The sequence below is a fragment of the Xanthomonas sp. CFBP 8151 genome, from assembly GCF_011761885.1.
In the GTDB taxonomy this organism is placed as follows: Bacteria; Pseudomonadota; Gammaproteobacteria; order Xanthomonadales; family Xanthomonadaceae; genus Xanthomonas; species Xanthomonas arboricola_B.
Genome location: NZ_JAASQZ010000003.1, coordinates 250,282 through 270,410 on the forward strand (window position 1 = coordinate 250,282; position 20,129 = coordinate 270,410).

A 20,129-nucleotide genomic window follows, 5' to 3' on the forward strand; every position below is an offset into this window, starting at 1 on the left:
ACGCGGCGTGTCCGCACGGAGCTGGATCATGAAGAGCAATACGACAACTATACTGGTCGCTGCGGGTGCGTTGCTGGTCGGAGGCGTGGCCACTGCCGCCTTCATGAACAATCGCCCGTCGTCCGGCGATTTCGTCGCCAACGGCGAGCCGGCACCGCGTGGTCTGGAATACGCCGACGTGGTCAAGGTCGCACCGATCACCGAGCGCGAGCCGCAGTACGCGCAGGTCGTCAACAGCGCGGCCATCCGCGAAACCACCACCAGCCCCTCGCCGCGCGAAGTCTGCCGCGACGTGGTGGTGCAGGAACGTCTGCCCGAGCGCGATGGCAACGTCGGCGGCACCGTTGCCGGTGCGGTGATCGGCGGTCTGCTCGGCAACCAGGTCGGCGGCGGCAACGGGCGCAAGCTGGCCACCGTGGCCGGTGCGGTCGGTGGCGGCATGGTCGGTAACCGTGTGGACCGCAATCATGTCGGCGGCCGCGTGGTGGATCGCACCGAGCGCCAGTGCCACACCGAAAATGCCAATTCGCAGTCCTCGCGCGTGGTCGGCTACGACGTGACCTACCGCAATGCCGACGGCACCACCGGCACCATGCGCATGGACAGCAAGCCGGGCGAGCGCATCTCGCTTGGCGATGCCGACAACGTGGTGGCCTACGACGTGACCTACCGCTACGACGGTTTCGAGAAGACCGTGCGCATGAACGACAAGCCGGCCAGCGATCGCCTGCCGGTGGTGGACGGTCAGCTGGTGACCCAGACCGCTTCGACGGCTGGCGACAGGAGCGTTCGTGTGGATGCGGGCAGCACGCGCCAGTAAGTCACTTGCGGCGATCCGCCCAGGATCGCTGCGTTAGCGCGAAAGGAGCCGGCATTGCCGGCTCTTTTCGTTTCCAGGCGCTGGGGACGGCCTCCGCGCGTTGAACACCTCGCCGCCATGTTCGGCCGGCAACTGGCTGATAATCATCGCTTCTCCTGGAGTGGAAGCCGACATGCCGGTGCGCACCGATGATCTGTTCGATGTACGCGGGCTGCTGACCGACGAAGAGCGGGCAGTCCAGGATGCGGTGGCGCGCTTTACCGATACGCGGGTACTCCCGGCGATCGGCGATGCCTTCGACGCAGGGCGCTTCCCGCGCGAATGGGTGCCGGAACTGGCGGATCTCGGCCTGCTCGGCGCCAGTCTGCCGGTCCGCGATGGCGGCGCGGGCCTGGGCGCGGTGGCGTACGGATTGATCTGCCAGGAACTGGAGCGTGGCGACAGCGGCCTGCGCAGCTTCGTCAGCGTGCAGTCCTCGCTGTGCATGTACCCGATCTATGCCTACGGCAGCGACGAGCAACGCCAGCGCTGGTTGCCGGCGATGGCAGCCGGCCGTCTGATCGGCTGTTTCGGGCTGAGCGAAGCGCAGGGCGGCTCGGATCCGGCCGCGATGACCACGCGCGCGGTACGGCAGGGCGACGGCTGGCGCTTGAACGGGGCCAAGATGTGGATCACCAACGGCAGCATTGCCGGCCTGGCGATCATCTGGGCGCATACCGACGACGGCGTATGCGGCTTTCTGGTGGAGACCGGCAGCGCCGGCTTCAGTGCGCAGGACATCGCGCACAAGATGAGCCTGCGCGCATCGGTGACCTCGGGCTTGTTCCTGGACAACGTCTACGTGCCGGAGCAGATGCGCCTGCCGAACGCGGCCGGTCTGAAGGCGCCGCTGGGGTGCCTCAACCAGGCGCGCTACGGCATCGCCTGGGGCGCGATCGGCGCGGCGGTGGCCTGTCTGCGCGAGGCGCTGGCCTATAGCGGGCAGCGCATCCTGTTCGGCCGGCCGCTGGCGGCCACGCAGAGCGCGCAGATCAAGCTGGCCGACATGGCGCGGCGGATTTCCACCGCGCAGCTGCTGGCGCTGCAGCTCGGGCGGCTGAAGCAGGCCGGCCAGCTGCGGCCGGAACAGATCTCGCTGGCAAAGTGGAATAATTGCCGCATGGCCCTGGATGTGGCGCGCGAGTGCCGCGATCTGCTGGGCGCGGCCGGCATCACCACCGAACATGTGGCGATCCGGCATGCGCTGAACCTGGAATCGGTGATCACCTACGAGGGCACCGAGACCGTGCATCAGTTGGTGGTCGGGCGTGCGCTGACGGGACTCAATGCGTTTTGACGAGGAGTGGGTGTTGATCGACAGGGATGGGAGGCGACGCCTGCGTGGCGTGTTCTGGATGCGCTGCGTGCTGGCCGTGGTTGCGAGCGTGATCGCACCGGCACAGGCCAGCGAGGCGCCGCGCATGGCGCCGCCACCGGCCTGGGTCATCGCCGATGCAGTGCCCGACAAGGTGCCCGGTGCCAGCGGGCTGCGCTATGAGCTGGTCTCCGATCAGGTCGATCTGACCGGCGCGGCGCCGCAGGCGTATCGCCGCCTCAGTTACACCGTGCAGCGTGCGAAAAGTCTGGACGAAGCCGGACAGATCTCCATCGATTACCAGCCGCAGTATCAGCAGCTGGCGCTCAACAGCCTGGAGGTGTGGCGCGACGGCAAGCGCATCGACATGCGCAAGCAGGCGCACTACGCCCGGTTGCGCCGCGAAAGCGGACTGGAAGACGGTTTGATCGATGGCGCGCTGACGCTGTCGATCACCTTGCCGGATCTGCGCGTGGGCGACCGGGTCGATTACGGCGTGACCATCACCGGCAGCAATCCGGTGTTCGGCAAGGGCTATTACGACGTGTTCGATGCGCGCTACGGCGTGCCGCTGGGCGAGCGCCGGGTGCGCGTGCGGCATCCGGCCGGCATGGCATTGCAGTGGCGGGTGACTGCGCCCGGCTTCAGCCGCGATATCAGCCGCACCGGCGATGTGGCGACACTGGACATCGCCGCACGCGACCTTGCCGCCGTGCAGGAGGAAAAGGACACCCCGGAGGATGTCGATCCGTATGGCCGGATCGAAGTCTCCACTGCCGGCAACTGGGCGACGGTGGCGGCGTGGGCAGCGCAGCTGTATCCGCGCGCGTTCAAGGACGCGCGTGTTGCCGACGGGATGGCGCAGAACCTGCAGTTGCGCCGCGACGACCCGCTGGGCGCACTGCTGCGTGCAGTGGCCTTCGTGCAGGGCGAGATCCGCTACGTCGGCCTGGACATGGGCGAGAATTCGCACGCGCCGCATACGCCGGAAGTAACGCTGCGCAACCGCTACGGCGACTGCAAGGACAAGGCGACGCTGTTGATCGCGCTGCTGCAGCTGGCCGGCATCCGCGCCGAGCCGGTGCTGGTCAACAGCGACAAGGGCCATGGGCTGGAGCTGCGCTTGCCCAGTCCCTATGCGTTCGACCATGTGGTGGTGCGCGCGCACCTGCCGCAGGGCGAGGTATGGGTGGATGCCACGCGCGATCGCGAAGACGGCCCGCTTGCGCAACGCCGGCCGTTGCCGTTCGTGCGCGGTCTGCCGGTCGTGGCCGGGCAGCGCGATCTGGTGGCTGTGCCATCGCCGATGCCGACGCTGCCGCAGATCGAGGTGGACGAGGAGATCGTGATCTCGCTGCGCAAACCGCAGCGCGTGGCGACCTTCACCGTGGACACGACGTACCGCCAGGGACGCGGCGAGCGCGTGGCGACCAGCTTCGAGGACAACGGTGCGCAGGCGGTCGGCGAGCACTACCTGGAATTCATGCAGCAGTACTACACCGCGCTGACGCAGGGCGGGGCGCCGACCATCGACGCGACCGATGGGTTGAACGTGCGCACGCACGAGGCCTACCGCTTGGAGTGGCCGACCGAGGAGGGCGACGAGCTTGGCTTCCCGCTGTTCCAGCTCGGCGAATGGATGGACGCCTTGCCCACTGCGACGCGCAAGAGCCCGCTGGCGCTCGGCGGCCCGCGGCTGGCGCGGCAGACCGTGCGGGTGCGGGTCGACCCGGTGGTGCGAGTGGAAGCCGATACGCAGGTGGTCGCCAACCCGTGGTTCCGGTTCTCGCGCACGGTCTCCATGCATGAGGGACGCACCGTCATCGTGGGCGAGTGGCAGCGCCTGTCCGACCGCATTCCCGCCAGCGGCGTGAAGCGTGCAGCCGCCGACATGCAGCGTGCCCGCGACCTCTTGTATTTCAATCACGACCTCAAGCCGCAACCGCGCAAGCAGCCGCTGGACGTCCATGCATTGGCCTATCCGCTGGCCGCGCTGCTGGCGCTGATCGTGCTGGTGCTGGCATGCCTGGCCTGGTGGCGCGGCGGTGGCTTGGGCGGGATGTTGTTCGATCCGCATACCGTTGCGCAGCGCCTGCACACGCAGGCCGGCGCGCGCTGGAGCGCGTGGTGCGTGTTCGGCCTGATCCTGGTGCTCTCGAGCTGGATGTGGGTGTCTGCGCAGCCGCTGTGGGTGCACGCCATCGCCGTGGCGATCATGCTGGCCATCGCGCTGGTGGGCTGCGTACTGTTGCAACGGATGCTGCGCTGGATGGGCGGCGCTGCGCAGTTCGGTCCGTTGCTGCCGGCGTTGTTGGGCAGCACCTTGCCATGGCTGGTCTGCCTGCTGGCGGCGCTGGCCGCACTCGGGGGCGATATCGTCCTGTTGGGGACCGGTGTGCATGATCAAGCCGGACTGGCGCAAGTGGCCATGGCAGTGCTGCTGACGCTGCTGGGCGGGCTGTGGTGGTCGATCGCTGCGGTGCAGGCGGTTGCCGGTGCGACCGGCTGCACACGGGCGCGTGCCTTCGGTGCGCTGGCATTGACGTTGTCGCTGCTGGGCATGCTGGTCGCCGTGCTGGGTGTGCCGGTGGCGCTGGTGGTGATGCGCTGAGGCGTGCTGGCCGCAGCGTACGCAATTGCGGCCACGCCTTGCGGCAGAATCGGTGCAGGGCTTTGCAAAGACCCGCGGGGCTGTGACACTGCCAGCCCCTCGTTGCTGCCGCGGAGCCAGCTTGATGTCGACCGTGCGTCCCCCGTTGACCGTCCATGGCATGTCCAGTTCCGGCAACTGCTACAAGGTGCGCCTGCTGCTGGAGCAATTGGGCAGCCGCTATCACTGGGTCGAGGTCGACAGTGCCGCGGGCGAAACCCGCACGCCCGCGTACCTTGCCAAGAATCCCAACGGCAAGGTGCCGATGGTGGAGCGCGACGACGGCCGCGTGCTGACCGAATCCAACGCGATCCTGTTCTGGCTGTCCGAAGGTACCCCGTATCTGCCCACCGACGCGTGGCATCGCGCGCAGGCCTTGAGCTGGATGTTCTTCGAGCAGTACAGCCATGAGCCGTATGTCGCGGTGGCGCGTTTCATCAGCCTGTGGACGCCGCGCGATGCCGCGCGCCGCGCCGACCTGCCGCAGCTGCGCGCCCGCGGCGAGCAGGCGCTGGCCGTGATGGAACAGCATCTGCAGCAGCACCGCTGGTTTACCGGCAGCGACTACGGCATCGCCGATATCGCGCTGTTTGCCTACACCCATTGCGCCGAGGACGGCGGCTTCGATCTGGAGCGCTGGCCGGCGATCGGTGCCTGGCTGCAGCGCGTGCAGGCAGTACCCGGTTTTATCGCAATGCCGGCGCCTGCAGCCGGCGCGGTGACGGCATGAGCGGCATGCGCTGCCGGCAGGAGCACTGACGATGTGCGGATTGGCTGGACTGCTGCTGGCCTCGCCCCGCATGCATGGCGAACAACTCGATGCGCTGGTGCGGCCGATGGGCGCCGCCTTGCGTCATCGCGGCCCCGACGATGCCGGCAGCTGGTGCGATGCGCAGGCCGGCGTGGCGCTGGCGCATCAGCGCTTGAGCATTCTGGATCTGTCGCCGCTGGGTCATCAGCCGATGCGCTCGGCCGATGGCCGTTATGTGCTGGCCTACAACGGCGAGATCTACAACTTCGCGCAGCTGCGCGCGGCGCTGTCCGCACTCGGGCACCGCTTCCGTGGTCATTCCGATACCGAAGTGCTGTTGGCGGCGGTGGTGGAGTGGGGGCTGGACGACACCTTGACCCGCTGCAACGGCATGTTCGCGCTGGCGTTGTGGGACGAGCGCGACAATTGCCTGTATCTTGCCCGCGACCGCGTCGGCAAGAAGCCGCTGTACTACGGCTGGGCCGGCGACACCCTGGTGTTCGGCTCCGAACTCAAGGCGCTGTGGCAGCATCCGGACTTCGATAACGGGGTCGATCGCAATGCGCTGACCTTGCTGCTGCGGCTGGGCTACATCCCGGCGCCGGCCTGCATCCACGAGCGCACCTTCAAGTTGATGCCCGGGCGGGTGCTGCGGCTGGATGCGCAGATGGTGGCGGCCGGCGCGGCGGCACATCGGCCGGACCAGGCGCAGCAGCCGTTCTGGAACGCGCGCGAGGCGATGCAGCGCGCGCTGGCGGCGCCGTTCACCGGCAGCGATGCACAGGCCGAGGAACAGCTCGATGCAGTGCTGCGCGATGCGGTGGCGCTGCGCATGGTGGCCGACGTGCCGGTGGGCGTGTTCCTGTCCGGCGGCACCGATTCGTCAATCGTCACCGCGATGATGCAGGCGCAGAGTGCCCAGCCGGTGCATACCTTCAGTATCGGCTTCGACGGTTCGCATCACGACGAAGCGCCGCTGGCGCGCGAGGTGGCCACGCACCTGCACACCGACCACACCGAGCTGTATGTCAGCGGCGCCGACGCGCTGGCGGTGGTGCCGACCCTGCCGGACATGTTCGACGAGCCCTTCGCCGATGCCTCGCAGGTGCCGACCGCGCTGGTTGCCCGGCTGGCGCGTGGCGGGGTGACGGTGGCGCTGTCCGGCGATGGCGGCGACGAGTTGTTCTTCGGCTACGGTCGCTACCAGCGTGCGCTGCGCAACTGGCGCATGCATGGGCTGGTGCCGGGGCCGCTGCGGCGGTTGATGGCGCTGGCGGCGCGCCGTAACGGCGAATCCTCGCGCACCGGCGGCCTGGCCGCGCTGGTGGCCGAGGCCGGCGCACGCGGTGTCGGCGACATCTACCGCAACCGCATTTCGCGCTGGCGCGATCCGGCCGCGGTGGTGCTGGGCGCGACCGAGCCCGACAGTTTCTACAGCCTTGCCGACCCGCTGCACGGTTCCGGCACGCCGGCCGACGCGATGATGCTGGCCGACTTTGCCGCCTATCTGCCCGACGATCTGCTGTGCAAGGTGGACCGCACCACCATGGCGGTGGGGCTGGAAGCGCGCGCGCCGTTGCTGGACTGGCGGGTGGCCGAGTTCGCCTGGTCGCTGCCGCTGTCGCTGAAGTACCGCGACGGGGTCAGCAAGTACCTGCTCAAGCGCGTGCTGTGCCGCTATCTGCCCGACCCGATGGTCTACCGCGGCAAGCGCGGCTTTGGCGCGCCGGTCAGCGCCTGGCTGCGTGGCGACCTGCACGGCTGGGCAGACGATCTGCTGGCGCACGCCACGCTGGAGCGCGACGGCGTGTTCGCCGCCGACACCGTGGCCGGGCTGTGGCGGGACTTCAACGGCGGCGAGCGCAAATGGCATACGCACCTGTGGACGGTGCTGATGTTCCAGGCCTGGCAGGTGCATTGGCGTGCCCAACGCGCCGCGATCGGCCGCTGAGGCAGCCGCGCTTCACCGGGTCTGAGCGCCGAGCTGACTAGAGTCGGGCGCTGATTCCCCAATGGAGCGTTCCCCATGAGCAAGATCACCATCGCCGTGCTGGTCGGCAGCCTGCGTGCAGCGTCCTACAACCGCCAACTGGCGCGGGCGCTGGAGCATCTGGCCGGCGACAAGGCGGTGTTCGAGTATGTGGAGATCGGCGACATCCCCTTGTACAACCAGGACCGCGACGGCGATTACCCGGCAGAGGGCACGCGGCTGAAGCAGCAGATCCGGTCGGCCGACGCGGTGCTGTTCGTCACCCCCGAGTACAACCGCTCGATTCCCGGCGTGCTCAAGAACGCCCTCGATACCGGCTCGCGCCCCTACGGCGACAGCGCGTTTGCGGGCAAGCCGGCCGCCGTGGTCGGCATCTCGGTCGGGGCGATCGGCACCGCCACCGCGCAGCAGCACCTGCGCAATGTGCTGTCGTATCTGGACATGCGGGTGCTCGGCCAGCCGGAAGTCTTCCTGCAGTACAAGGACGGCCTGTTCGGTGCCGACGACCAGGTCGCCAACGCCGACAGCCGCAAGTTTCTGCAGGGCTTTGTCGATGCCTTCCTGGGCCTGGTCGAACAGTCCAAACGTTGAGTTGACCACAGCAGCGTCGGGCCTGAAGACCGCTGCCAGCCGGTGCCGGTGATGCGGCGCAAACCCAGTGTCAGCGGGCGTCTCGGCGGTTGCGACGGCCGGCGCGTAGAACGGTGATGCACCGGCTGTCCACCAGTTATCCACAGAGTTGTGCATGGTCGTCGGCGCCGCCGATGACTATGCTTCCTGCCCTCGTCTCCCTCGTGTCAGGTCCGTTTGTCCATGTCCGCTCGTCCTGGTTTCCGTTCCAAGCGCAATCGCGATCGCGACGACGACGATTACGATCGTCCCGAGCCGCGGCTTGACCAGTTGCGGGTACCGCCGCATTCGGTCGAGGCCGAGCAGGCCGTGCTGGGCGGGTTGATGCTGGCGCCGGACGCGTTCGATCGGGTCAACGACCAGCTGACCGAAAACGACTTTTACCGCCGCGATCATCGGCTGATCTACCGCGCGATCCGCGAACTGAACGAGAAGGACCGCCCCTTCGATGCGGTGACCCTGGGCGAGTGGTTCGAATCGCAGGGCAAGCTGGAGCAGGTCGGCGATGGCGCGTACCTGATCGAGCTGGCCAGCACCACGCCCTCGGCAGCCAATATCGCCGCGTACGCGGAGATCGTGCGCGACAAGGCGGTGTTGCGGCAGCTGATCGAAGTGGGCACCACCATCGTCAACGACGGCTTCCAGCCCGAGGGCCGCGACAGCGTGGAGTTGCTGTCGTCGGCGGAAAAGGCGGTGTTCAAGATCGCCGAGGCCGGCGCGCGCGGGCGTACCGACTTCGTGGCGATGCCGGGCGCATTGAAGGACGCCTTCGAGGAATTGCGCAGCCGTTTCGAAAACGGCGGCAACATCACCGGCCTGCCGACCGGCTACAACGATTTCGACGCGATGACCTCGGGCCTGCAGCCGACCGACCTGATCATCCTGGCCGCGCGTCCGGCCATGGGCAAGACCACGTTTGCGCTGAATATCGCCGAGTACGCCGCGATCAAATCCAAGAAGGGCGTGGCGGTGTTCTCGATGGAAATGTCGGCATCGCAGCTGGCGATGCGCCTGATCTCGTCCAATGGCCGCATCAACGCGCAACGCTTGCGTACCGGCGCGCTGGAAGACGAGGACTGGGCGCGCGTGACCGGCGCGATCAAGATGCTGAAGGAAACCAAGATCTTCATCGACGACACGCCGGGCGTGTCGCCGGAAGTGCTGCGCTCCAAGTGCCGCCGACTCAAGCGCGAGCACGACCTGGGCCTGATCGTCATCGACTACCTGCAGCTGATGTCGGTGCCGGGCAACAGCGAAAACCGCGCGACCGAAATCTCGGAAATCTCGCGTTCGCTCAAGGGCCTGGCCAAGGAGCTCAACGTGCCGGTGATCGCGTTGTCCCAGCTCAACCGCTCGCTGGAAACGCGTACCGACAAGCGCCCGGTGATGGCCGACTTGCGCGAATCGGGCGCGATCGAGCAGGACGCGGACATGATCGTGTTCATTTACCGCGACGACTATTACAACAAGGAAAACTCGCCGGACAAGGGCCTGGCCGAGATCATCATCGGCAAGCACCGCGGTGGGCCGACCGGTTCGTGCAAACTCAAGTTCTTCGGCGAATACACCCGTTTCGACAATCTGGCCCACGATTCGGTGGGAAGTTTCGAATAAACCTCCTGTGTGATGCCGCGCGGCAATCCGTCGCCGCGGCATCGCGCCATCCTTGCATCTGCTGGCTTATGCTGCGCGCCTCATCGTCGCTGCCGAGCTTGTATGTCCTACGCCATCGTCTGGTTCCGTCGCGATCTGCGCCTGGAAGACAATCCGGCCTTGCAGGCTGCGCTGGATGCGGGGCACCAGCCGATTCCGCTGTATATCGATGCGCCGCACGAAGAGGGCGAGTGGACGCCGGGCGCTGCCTCGCGGAGCTGGCGGCATCGCTCGCTCGCGGCGCTGGATGCGGCCCTGCGCGCGCTGGGCAGCGGCCTGGTGATGCGCGCCGGTAACAGCGCGCAGGTGCTGGATGAGGTGATCGCGCAGACCAAGGCGGTGGCGGTGTACTGGAACCGCAAGTACGAGCCGGCCACGCAGCCGCGCGATGCGCAGATCAAGCGCAGCCTGCGCGAGCGCGGGATCGAAGTGCAGAGCTGCAACTCCGCGCTGATGTTCGAACCATGGCAGTTGACGACGCAGCAGGGCGGCCCGTACAAGGTGTTCACCCCGTTCTGGCGCAATGCGCTCACGCAGCTGCAATTGCCGGCTGCCGTGCCGGCACCGCGCAGCCTGCCGCCGCTGCCTGCGCAATTGAAGAGCGCTGCGCTGGACACGCTCGGTCTGCTGCCGGCGCTGGATTGGGATCGAGGCTTCTGGGAGCACTGGCAGCCTGGCGAGGCCGGCGCGCACGAGATGCTGGAGATCTTCATCGATGGCGCGCTGTCCGGTTATCGCGAAAACCGCGACCGGCCCGACCGGGTCGGCACCTCGCAACTGTCGCCGCATCTGCACTTCGGCGAGATCGCGCCGTGGCGGATCGCCAGCACGCTGGAAGCCAATCGCAACGCACGCAACGGTGCCGAGATCGACGGCTATATCCGCCAGCTGGGTTGGCGCGATTTTGCGTACCACCTGTTGCACCATTTTCCCGACACCACCAACCAGAATCTCAACCCGCGCTTTGCAGGCTTCGACTGGGCCGAGGTGGACCCGGTCGCATTGCAGGCCTGGCAGCGGGGCCGTACCGGCATTCCGATCGTCGATGCGGGCATGCGCCAGCTCTGGCACACCGGCTGGATGCACAACCGCGTGCGCATGATCGTGGCGAGCCTGCTGTGCAAGCATCTGCGCGTGCACTGGATCGAAGGCGCGCGCTGGTTCTGGGACACCTTGGTGGATGCGGATCTGGCCAACAACACGCTTGGCTGGCAGTGGGTGGCCGGTACCGGCGCTGATGCGGCGCCGTATTTCCGCGTGTTCAATCCGGTCACGCAGGCAGAGAAGTTCGATCCACAGGCCGCCTACATCACGCGTTGGGTACCGGAGCTCGGCAAGCTTGCGGTCAAGGAACGCTTCGCGCCGTGGCTGCATCCGTTGTCGCTGGCGCGCCTGGCACCGGAGTATCCGCGTACGCCGGTCATCGGCCTGGCCGAAGGCCGCGATGCGGCGCTGGCGGCGTATGCGAAGACGCGTGGCTAGACGCGCGCGCCAGCGCGAGCAACAGCTGGATTGCGTGGTCACCTGATGCGCGCTTCTGCGTGTTCTCTATTGCAGGCCTGAAGCGCTGCATGCGTGCGCTGCGACGCCTGGTTTGTCCATCAGTGAATGCATTACGCGCAAGCATGTGGCTGTGCCAGCAGAAAACGTTTTCCTGAATGCAGCAGTAGCTGCGTGCGATTGCAGGTCGGTTTCATCATGCGCCAGTCGCGTTGGCCTGTTTATCCTCGCCGACACGATTGAGTGCCGGATGGTCCGGCCATAGGAGAACACCATGTCCCCAGCAGCCACCAAGAGTCTTGCCGTTGCCCTGGCCAGCGCCATTGCGTTGTCCGCCTGCGCCACCGGCGGCTCGTATGTGCAGCGCGACCAGTACGGCGAGCAGACCCAGCAGCAGAACCGCACCGGCCGCAACGCGCTGATCGGCACCGCGATCGGCGTGGCCGCTGGTCTGCTGACCGGCGACAGCGCCACCGAGCGCCGTCAGCATGCGATGGTCGGTGCCGGCATCGGCGCGCTCAGTGGCGCGGCGGTTGGCCAGTATCAGGATCGCCAGGAGCGCGCACTGCGCGAGCGCACCGCCAACACCGGGATCGAAGTGCAGCGCCAGGGCGACAACATCACCCTGAACCTGCCCGACGGCATCACCTTCGACTTCGGCAAGTCTGCGTTGAAGCCGCAGTTCTACAGCGCGCTCAATGGTGTGGCATCCACGTTGCGCGAGTACAACCAGACCATGGTGGAAGTGGTCGGTCATACCGACAGCGTCGGCAGCGATGCGGTCAACCAGCGTCTGTCCGAAGAACGCGCCGGCGCAGTCGCGCAGTATCTGACCGCACAAGGCGTGCAGCGCGAGCGCATGGAAACCATGGGCGCCGGCAAGCGTTACCCGATCGCTGACAACAGCACCGATGCCGGCCGCGCGCAAAACCGCCGCGTCGAAATCCGCCTGATCCCGCTGCGCTCGGAGGGTGCCGGGAACAACACGGGCATGCGTTGAGTTTGCCGCATTGAATCGTGACGAGTCGATTGACGCGCCGCGATGAGTAACCAAAACGGGCCGCGAAAGCGGCCTGTTTTTTGCGCTGCGAATCGTTGTGATCACGAGCGGCGCTCAATCTCTTGAGTGCTGTCTTGGCAGGCGTAGTCCCTTGCGGTTTTGCGGAAGCCATGGGGCGCCATGGAGCCTTGCATGGATGGATTCATGGAGTGCAGGAAAAAAACGGGGGAGAGCTTCGCGACCTTGGTCAGCCGGCATCAAACATTCCATCACCGCAAAAGCTCGGGTTTTGGTCGCCTTTGTGGTGATTGAACGGTGGGGATGCGTCGGGTGCGAAGCTGCCGATCTGCGGGTTTTCTGCAGGGCCTTGCCCGCCCACCATCGCGGGACACGCCGCAAGTACGTCCCTGTAGGCTCTGGCGCGGCATCCATGCCGCTCAAGGTCCCGCGATGGTGGGCGGGCAAGGACCAGTCGAGATAGTCGGTGTGCATGTTTGCAAACAAGAGCATGAGGTGCGCTGGGCGGATCACTCTGGGTTCCACCAGCTTTTTATCGCCTTCCCATCGCGAGCGGAGTAGCCGACAGGCTTTCACCACGTCACCTGCAAACTTCTCATCTGCCTAGCGCAAGCCGAGCGACATGCCTTCAAGAAAGCAACCGACCAACTCTCTGGTGCGGTGTCCTTACCGGTTGCGGGACCCTTGGCGGCATGGATGCCGCCAAGGAGCCTCCACGGACGGATTCACGGCGTGTCCCACGAGCAGTGAGGGCACCGCGCACTCGACCAACCGAACTTCTGACTTACAGCTGGGCTTTATCGCTAGGCGTTGACCAACGCAGCTTCGGATCTCCTGACCACGCTAAAACCCACGCTCTCAGTCGCTTCAAGATTGCATCAGGCGACAGCGGTTTGCTGCCTTAGCCAAGACAAAAGTTACCGGCACCGGAAAATTACCGGCACCGGAAGGCATGGAAGCTCCTGGAGCGATTCAGGGGTCGGGAACCGAAAATGGAGGTGTGTAGCGGTCAACAAGTTTTCACCGGTAAGTGCAAACGTCTCCTCGTCCGCCATTCGGACATTCTCCCGAGGGGAGAAGCGTGCTCCGTTGGGCGAATACCAGAGTGCGGACTACGCCGTGACGTTTTCCAGGATGCGCTTGCCTTCTGCACGCAGTTTCGCGTCTGCGCCGACCTCGATCTTTGCATCGTTGTCGGCCTTTTGCGCGGCCAGACGCGCAGGGCACTGCGCCATCATGTAGTCCGCATCGAAGTTCATCCGCGTCACCAGGAAGTCCACGAAGGCGCGTACTTTCGGCGAGACCAGGCGGCCGCCGGCGAACACCGCATTGAAGTCGACCTCCGGCCCGGTCCAACCCGCGAGCACCCGGCGGACCAGACCCGATTGCACGAACGGCTTGGCCATCACATCGCCGGTCAGCAGCAAGCCTTCGCCGCACAACACCGCGCCATTGAGCGCGGCCGGATCGTTGGCCACCATCAATGGATTGACCGGGAAATCGCGCACATCGCTGCCGTCGCTGAGCGACCAGAAAAAGCGATTGTTGTGCACGTTGCGGTTCTTGCGCAGCGCCAGCGTGCGATGGAACTGCAGCTCGTCCGGATGCAGCGGCTCGCCATAGCGCTCGATGTAGGACGGGCTGGCGAAGACCTGCGTGCGCAGGCTGCCGAGCTTGCGCGCCACCAGATTGGAATCGGGCAGGGCGCCGACGCGCAGTGCCAGATCGGCTTCGCCGCCGATCAGGTCCAACTTCTCGTTGCCCAGGTGCATGTCCAGCTGGATTTCCGGGTACTGCGCATGGAACTCGCCCAGCAACGGCGCGATCCAGGTGATGCCCAGCGAGTAGGGCACCGTGAAGCGCAGCCAGCCGCGTGGGCCGGACTGCAATTGCCCGACGGCGCTCTCGGCCTCTTCCAGTTCGCGTGCGATGCGCTGGCAATGTTCGTGGTAGACCGAACCGGCTTCGGTCAGGCCGATGCGGCGCGTGGTCCGGTGCAGCAGGCGGGCGCCCAGGCGGGTTTCCAGTTCCTGCACCTTGCGGCTGACGGTGGTCTTGGGCAGGCCAAGCGCGTTGGCGGCGGCGATGAAGCTGCCTTGTTCGACCACCTTGACGAAGATCAGGGTGTCGTTGAGATCGTGAGTCATGGGACTGCCTTCCGAGGGTCAGGAGGGATTAGACCGCTTACGGGACGATTATTCCCCTAAATCCGGACTAATCAAGTGCTGGTTTGGGGCCTAACTTATGCGGCATCCCCTCCATCCAGGAGCACGGCCATGTGGTTGTGCAATGTTTTCGGCTTGTCGTCGACATCGCGTAGCGCCATCGAAGGTGCCTTCGATCCAGTGGTTTCCACGGCGAGAAGCCCACGTGCCGGCATTTCGCGCACATTTTCGGCATCGCCCTGGCGTCAGGCCGGCGGCGCACCGGCGCAGCGGACTGGACTGTCGGCGCGTCTGGCGCAGCGCGGAATTGTCCCGATGTCGGGAGTGAAAGTCCCATGACCGGGATGGTCCAACCCGAGACGGCCGTCATCGGCGGCGCGGGCAATGTCGGCGCCGGCATCGTCGCCGCCTTGCTCGATGCCGGGATGCCGGTGCTGGTGATTGGACGCGATGCCGCCAAGCTCGACACGCTGCGCGTGCAGCATGGCAATACACCGCTGCTGGAGACCTTGCAGGGGTCGGTGGCCGACGACGCTTCGGCGCAGGCGCTGGCCAGCGAACTGGCCCAGCGCCCGCGTCCGCTGGGGGCGGTGATCGCCAGCGTGGGCAGCCCGCTCAAGGCCGGCCGCCTGCTTGATCGCCCGGTCGCTGCGCTGCGTCGCCGCCTCGAGCGCGATGTGCTGCCGCACCTGGCGGCCGCGCGGCATCTGCTGCCGCTGCTGGCCGAAGCCGATGGCGGCGGGCGCTACCTGCTGCTGGGCAGCCCCTGCGCGCTGCGTGCCTGGGCCGCGCACGGCGACACCTCGATTGCCGCCGCCGCCACCCGCATGCTCGCCCAGGTCCTGCACGAGGAAGCCAAGCCGCTCGGTATCCGCGTGCACCTGCTGTCGGTCGAGCAGCCGGTGTGCACGCCGGGCCGTGCCAAGGACGCGTGTCCGGAATGGATCCGCGCCGTGGATGTCGGCCGTGCCGCGGTCTCGCTGATCGCCGGGCCTGGCCAGCCCGGGCAAGCCATCGTGACCGTCAGCCGTCGCCTGCACGCCGCTCCATCGGCCGACCGGCTCGCCGGTCTGCATTTCCCCATCCCCACCCGAGAGATTTCCCCATGACCCCGAACGCCACCCCGTTCCGTTTTCCCTTGCGTACTGTATTGACGGGCGCCGTACTCGCGGTTGTGCTGGCCGGTTGCGGCAGCAAGGCTGCCGAGACCGGCGCGCCGCCGCCGCCCAGCGTCAGCGTCGCCCCGGTGTTGCTGAAGGAGATCAGCCAGTGGGACGAATTCAGCGGCCGCATCGAGCCGGTGGAAAGCGTCGAACTGCGCCCGCGCGTGTCCGGCTACATCGACAAGGTCAACTACGTCGAAGGTGCCGAAGTGAAGAAGGGCGATGTGCTCTTCAGCATCGACGACCGCAGCTACCGTGCCGAATTCGCGCGCGCCAACGCAGCGCTGGTGCGTGCACGCACGCAGTCCACGCTGGCCCGCAGCGAAGCGGCACGCGCCCGCAAATTGTCCGACCAGCAGGCCATCTCGACCGAAACCTGGGAGCAGCGTCGCGCTGCCGCCGATCAGGCCGATGCCGATCTGCTGGCCGCGCAGGCCGCGCTGGATACCGCCAAGCTCAATCTGGACTGGACCCGCGTGCGTGCGCCGATCGATGGCCGCGCCGGACGTGCGATGGTCACCGCCGGTAATCTGGTCACCGCCAGCGACAGCGCCAGCGTGCTGACCACGCTGGTGTCGCTGGACAAGGTATTCGTGTACTTCGACGCCGACGAAGGCACCTTCCTGCGTTACGCGCAGATGGCGCGCAACGGCGAGCGCCCGGATGCGCGCGGCGGCGAGTTGCCGGTGCGCATCGGCCTGGTCGGCGAGCAGGGGTTCCCGCACACCGGGCGCGTGGATTTCCTGGATAACCAGGTGACCCGCAGCACCGGCACCATCCGCGTGCGCGCGGTGCTGGACAACGCGCAGCGCCGGTTCACGCCGGGCCTGTACGCGCATGTGCAGTTGCTGGGGAGCGGCCAGTTCAAGGCCATGCTGGTCGACGAAAAGGCCGTGCTGACCGATCAGGACCGCAAGTACGTGTACGTGGTCGACAAGGACGGCAAGGCGCAGCGGCGCGACATCGAGCTTGGCCGCAATGCCGACGGTCTGCGCATCGTGCGCAAGGGACTGGCCGCCGGCGACCGGGTGGTGGTCGATGGCGTGCAGAAGATCTTCATGCCAGGCATGCCGGTCGATGCCAAGCCCGTTGCCATGACCACGGCGCCGGACAAGCGCACCGCGTCGAACTGATTCATCGCTGCATCGCGCCCGTGACCACCGGCCTTGAAACAAGGCCGGTTCGGGGCCGCCGTGCCGCGCCGCCACCCGGCGGCAACCTCTTTCAGGACCATCCCAATGGACTTTTCCCGTTTTTTCATCGACCGGCCGATCTTTGCCGCGGTGCTGTCGATCATCATCTTCGCTGCCGGCCTGATCGCCATGCCGCTGCTGCCCATCAGCGAGTACCCGGAAGTGGTGCCGCCGAGCGTGCAGGTGCGTGCGGTGTATCCGGGCGCCAATCCCAAGGTCATCGCCGAGACCGTCGCCACGCCGCTTGAGGAAGCGATCAACGGCGTGGAAGACATGATGTACATGAAGTCGGTCGCCGGCTCCGATGGCGTGCTGGTGGTCACCGTGACCTTCAAGCCGGGCACCGATCCGGACCAGGCGCAGGTGCAGGTGCAGAACCGCGTCAGTCAGGCGCAGGCGCGCCTGCCCGAGGACGTGCGGCGCCAGGGCGTGACCACCCAGAAGCAGTCGCCGACGCTGACCATGGTGGTGCATCTGACCTCGCCCAAGGGCAAGTACGACTCGCTGTACCTGAGCAACTACGCCACCTTGAAGGTCAAGGACGAACTGTCGCGCCTGCCGGGCGTGGGCCAGATCCAGATCTTCGGTGCCGGCGATTACGCCATGCGCATCTGGCTGGATCCGGACAAGGTCGCCGCGCGCGGGCTGACCGCCAGCGACGTGGTCGCAGCCATCCGCGAGCAGAACGTGCAGGTTTCCGCCGGCCAGCTCGGTGCCGAGCCGATGCCCAACAAGAGCGACTTCCTGCTGTCGATCAATGCGCAGGGCCGCCTGACCACCGAAGAAGGATTCGGCAACATCGTGATCCGCAGCGGCAACAGCGGGGAGATCGTGCGGCTGTCGGATGTGGCGCGTCTGGAACTGGGCGCGGGCAACTACACCTTGCGCTCGCAGCTGGACAACAAGAACGCGGTCGGCATGGGCGTGTTCCAGTCGCCCGGCGCCAACGCGATCGAATTGTCCGATGCGGTGCGCGCCAAGATGGCCGAGCTGGAAAAGCAGTTTCCGCAGGACATGGCGTGGTCGGCTGCGTATGACCCCACCGTGTTCGTGCGCGACTCGATCAGCGCGGTGGTGCACACGCTGCTGGAAGCGGTGCTGCTGGTGGTGCTGGTGGTGATCCTGTTCCTGCAGACCTGGCGCGCCTCGATCATTCCGTTGCTGGCGGTGCCGGTGTCGGTGGTCGGTACGTTTGCCGCGCTCTACCTGCTGGGTTTTTCGATCAACACGCTGAGCCTGTTCGGGCTGGTGCTGGCGATCGGCATCGTGGTCGACGACGCGATCGTGGTGGTGGAAAACGTCGAGCGCAACATCGAAGAAGGGCTGGCCCCGTTGGCCGCGGCGCATCAGGCGATGCGCGAGGTGTCCGGGCCGATCATCGCCATTGCGCTGGTGCTGTGCGCGGTGTTCGTGCCGATGGCCTTCCTGTCGGGCGTGACCGGCCAGTTCTACAAGCAGTTCGCGGTGACCATCGCCATTTCCACGGTGATTTCGGCGATCAATTCGCTGACCTTGTCGCCGGCACTGGCCGCCATGCTGCTCAAGCCGCACGACGCACCGAAGGATGGCCCGTCGCGGTTGATCGATCGCTTGTTCGGCTGGCTGTTCCGTCCGTTCAATCGTTTCTTCAACACCAGTTCGAACAAGTACCAGGGTGCGGTATCGCGTGCGTTGGGCAAGCGCGGTGCGGTGTTCATGGTGTATGTGCTGCTGCTGGTGGTCACCGGTTTCATGTTCAAGGTGGTGCCGGGCGGCTTCATTCCGACCCAGGACAAGCTGTACCTGATTGCCGGTACCAAACTGCCGGAAGGGGCCTCGCTGGAACGCACCAACGACGTGATCCGTCAGATCACCCAGATCGCGTTGCAGACCGAAGGCGTGGACCACGCAATTGCGTTCCCGGGCCTGAACCCATTGCAGTTCACCAACACGCCCAATACCGGCACGGTGTTCCTGACGCTCAAACCGTTCAGCCAGCGCAGCCGCACTGCCGCGCAGATCAATGCGGAGATCAACGCGCGCATCAGCCAGATCCAGCAGGGCTTTGCGTTTGCGTTCATGCCGCCGCCGATCCTGGGCCTGGGGCAGGGCTCGGGCTACTCGCTGTACATCCAGGACCGCGCCGGCCTGGGCTATGGCCAGTTGCAGAGCGCGGTCAATGCGATGTCCGGTGCGATCTCGCAGACGCCGGGCATGCAGTTCCCGATCGGCACGTATCAGGCCAATGTGCCGCAGCTCGATGCCAAGGTCGATCGCGACAAGGCCAAGGCACAGGGCGTGCCGCTGACCAATCTGTTCGACACCTTGCAGACCTATCTGGGTTCGTCCTACATCAACGACTTCAATCGCTTCGGTCGCACCTATCAGGTGATCGCCCAGGCCGATGGACAGTTCCGCGACAGCGTCGAAGACATCGCCAACCTGCGCACCCGCAACGATCGTGGGCAGATGGTGCCGATCGGCAGCATGGTCACGCTGGGTCAGACCTACGGCCCGGATCCGGTGATCCGTTACAACGGCTACCCGGCCGCCGATCTGATCGGTGAAGCGGACCCGCGCGTGCTCTCCTCCACCCAGGCGATGCAGACGCTGGCCGGCATGGCGCCGCAGGTGCTGCCAAACGGCATGAACATCGAGTGGACCGATCTGAGCTATCAGCAATCCACCCAGGGCAATTCGGCGCTGATCGTGTTCCCGATGGCGGTGTTGCTGGCGTTCCTGGTGCTGGCTGCGCTGTACGAAAGCTGGACGCTGCCGCTGGCGGTGATCCTGATCGTGCCGATGACCTTGCTGTCGGCGTTGTTCGGCGTGTGGCTCACCGGCGGTGACAACAACGTGTTCGTGCAGGTGGGTCTGGTGGTGCTGATGGGCCTGGCGTGCAAGAACGCGATCCTGATCGTGGAATTCGCCCGCGAACTCGAAATGCATGGCAAGGGCATCGTCGACGCCGCGCTGGAAGCCTGCCGCCTGCGTCTGCGTCCGATCGTGATGACCTCCATCGCCTTCATCGCCGGCACCGTGCCGCTGGTGTTCGGTCACGGCGCCGGCGCCGAAGTGCGCTCGGTCACCGGTATCACCGTGTTCGCCGGCATGCTCGGTGTGACCCTGTTCGGCCTGTTCCTGACCCCGGTGTTCTACGTGGCGCTGCGCAAGTGGGTCACCCGTCGCGAACCCGCTGCACCGGCCACTGTTGCGCACGATCACGTCAAGGCGTGAGTGCGTCGTCCCCAATCCCCATTCGC

Annotated in this window: 14 protein-coding genes; 13 read left to right on the forward strand and 1 reads right to left on the reverse strand. The window is 66.3% G+C overall.

Annotated features, from left to right (window positions below; all coding sequences use genetic code 11):
* Nucleotides 1–28 precede the first annotated feature (28 nt).
* The 9 genes from FHT08_RS15265 to FHT08_RS15305 all read left to right on the forward strand — a co-directional run bounded on the left by FHT08_RS15265 (nucleotide 29) and on the right by FHT08_RS15305 (nucleotide 12,348).
* Complete coding sequence (locus tag FHT08_RS15265; RefSeq protein ID WP_166775590.1) at nucleotides 29–820, forward strand: glycine zipper 2TM domain-containing protein; 792 nt, start codon at nucleotides 29–31, stop codon at nucleotides 818–820.
* A 160-nt stretch (nucleotides 821–980) separates the two neighbouring features.
* On the forward strand, nucleotides 981–2,156 hold the full coding sequence (locus tag FHT08_RS15270; protein ID WP_181126400.1) for an acyl-CoA dehydrogenase family protein: 1,176 nt from the start codon (nucleotides 981–983) through the stop codon (nucleotides 2,154–2,156).
* Nucleotides 2,157–2,214: 58 nt separating this feature from the next.
* Nucleotides 2,215–4,785 (forward strand): DUF3857 domain-containing protein, encoded by a 2,571-nt coding sequence (locus tag FHT08_RS15275; RefSeq protein WP_208409083.1) that lies wholly within the window; start codon nucleotides 2,215–2,217, stop codon nucleotides 4,783–4,785.
* A 124-nt stretch (nucleotides 4,786–4,909) separates the two neighbouring features.
* Nucleotides 4,910–5,554, forward strand: coding sequence for a glutathione S-transferase family protein (locus FHT08_RS15280; protein ID WP_166775591.1), 645 nt, complete (start codon nucleotides 4,910–4,912; stop codon nucleotides 5,552–5,554).
* Between the two features lie 31 nt (nucleotides 5,555–5,585).
* Nucleotides 5,586–7,526 (forward strand): asparagine synthase (glutamine-hydrolyzing), encoded by a 1,941-nt coding sequence (asnB, locus tag FHT08_RS15285; RefSeq protein ID WP_104538070.1) that lies wholly within the window; start codon nucleotides 5,586–5,588, stop codon nucleotides 7,524–7,526.
* 75 nt (nucleotides 7,527–7,601) lie between these two features.
* A complete protein-coding gene (locus tag FHT08_RS15290; protein ID WP_104538069.1) occupies nucleotides 7,602–8,156 on the forward strand; it encodes an NADPH-dependent FMN reductase in 555 nt (184 codons plus the stop codon).
* Between the two features lie 222 nt (nucleotides 8,157–8,378).
* Nucleotides 8,379–9,809, forward strand: a complete 1,431-nt coding sequence (locus FHT08_RS15295) for a replicative DNA helicase (RefSeq protein ID WP_047130779.1) — start codon at nucleotides 8,379–8,381, stop codon at nucleotides 9,807–9,809.
* Nucleotides 9,810–9,911: 102 nt separating this feature from the next.
* Nucleotides 9,912–11,330: a deoxyribodipyrimidine photo-lyase gene (locus FHT08_RS15300; protein ID WP_166775592.1), complete on the forward strand. Its 1,419-nt coding sequence runs from the start codon at nucleotides 9,912–9,914 to the stop codon at nucleotides 11,328–11,330.
* 292 nt (nucleotides 11,331–11,622) lie between these two features.
* Nucleotides 11,623–12,348: an OmpA family protein gene (locus FHT08_RS15305; protein WP_016902719.1), complete on the forward strand. Its 726-nt coding sequence runs from the start codon at nucleotides 11,623–11,625 to the stop codon at nucleotides 12,346–12,348.
* A gap of 1,130 nt (nucleotides 12,349–13,478) precedes the next feature.
* Here FHT08_RS15305 and FHT08_RS15310 read toward each other — a convergent pair.
* Nucleotides 13,479–14,513, reverse strand: coding sequence for a LysR family transcriptional regulator (locus FHT08_RS15310; protein ID WP_102596357.1), 1,035 nt, complete (start codon nucleotides 14,511–14,513; stop codon nucleotides 13,479–13,481).
* Nucleotides 14,514–14,642: 129 nt separating this feature from the next.
* On the opposite strand from FHT08_RS15310, the gene FHT08_RS15315 reads away from it, so the two are divergent.
* The 4 genes from FHT08_RS15315 (at nucleotide 14,643) to FHT08_RS15330 (ending at nucleotide 20,103) form a co-directional block, all read left to right on the forward strand.
* Nucleotides 14,643–14,870, forward strand: a complete 228-nt coding sequence (locus FHT08_RS15315; RefSeq protein ID WP_104605266.1) for a hypothetical protein — start codon at nucleotides 14,643–14,645, stop codon at nucleotides 14,868–14,870.
* Nucleotides 14,867–15,640 carry an SDR family NAD(P)-dependent oxidoreductase gene (locus tag FHT08_RS15320; protein WP_166775593.1) on the forward strand — a complete coding sequence of 258 codons (774 nt, stop codon included), beginning with the start codon at nucleotides 14,867–14,869 and terminating at the stop codon, nucleotides 15,638–15,640. Before FHT08_RS15315 ends, FHT08_RS15320 begins: the two co-directional genes overlap by 4 nt.
* Nucleotides 15,637–16,827, forward strand: coding sequence for an efflux RND transporter periplasmic adaptor subunit (locus FHT08_RS15325; RefSeq protein ID WP_166775594.1), 1,191 nt, complete (start codon nucleotides 15,637–15,639; stop codon nucleotides 16,825–16,827). Before FHT08_RS15320 ends, FHT08_RS15325 begins: the two co-directional genes overlap by 4 nt.
* Nucleotides 16,828–16,932: 105 nt before the next feature.
* Complete coding sequence (locus FHT08_RS15330) at nucleotides 16,933–20,103, forward strand: efflux RND transporter permease subunit (RefSeq protein WP_166775595.1); 3,171 nt, start codon at nucleotides 16,933–16,935, stop codon at nucleotides 20,101–20,103.
* Nucleotides 20,104–20,129 lie beyond the last annotated feature (26 nt).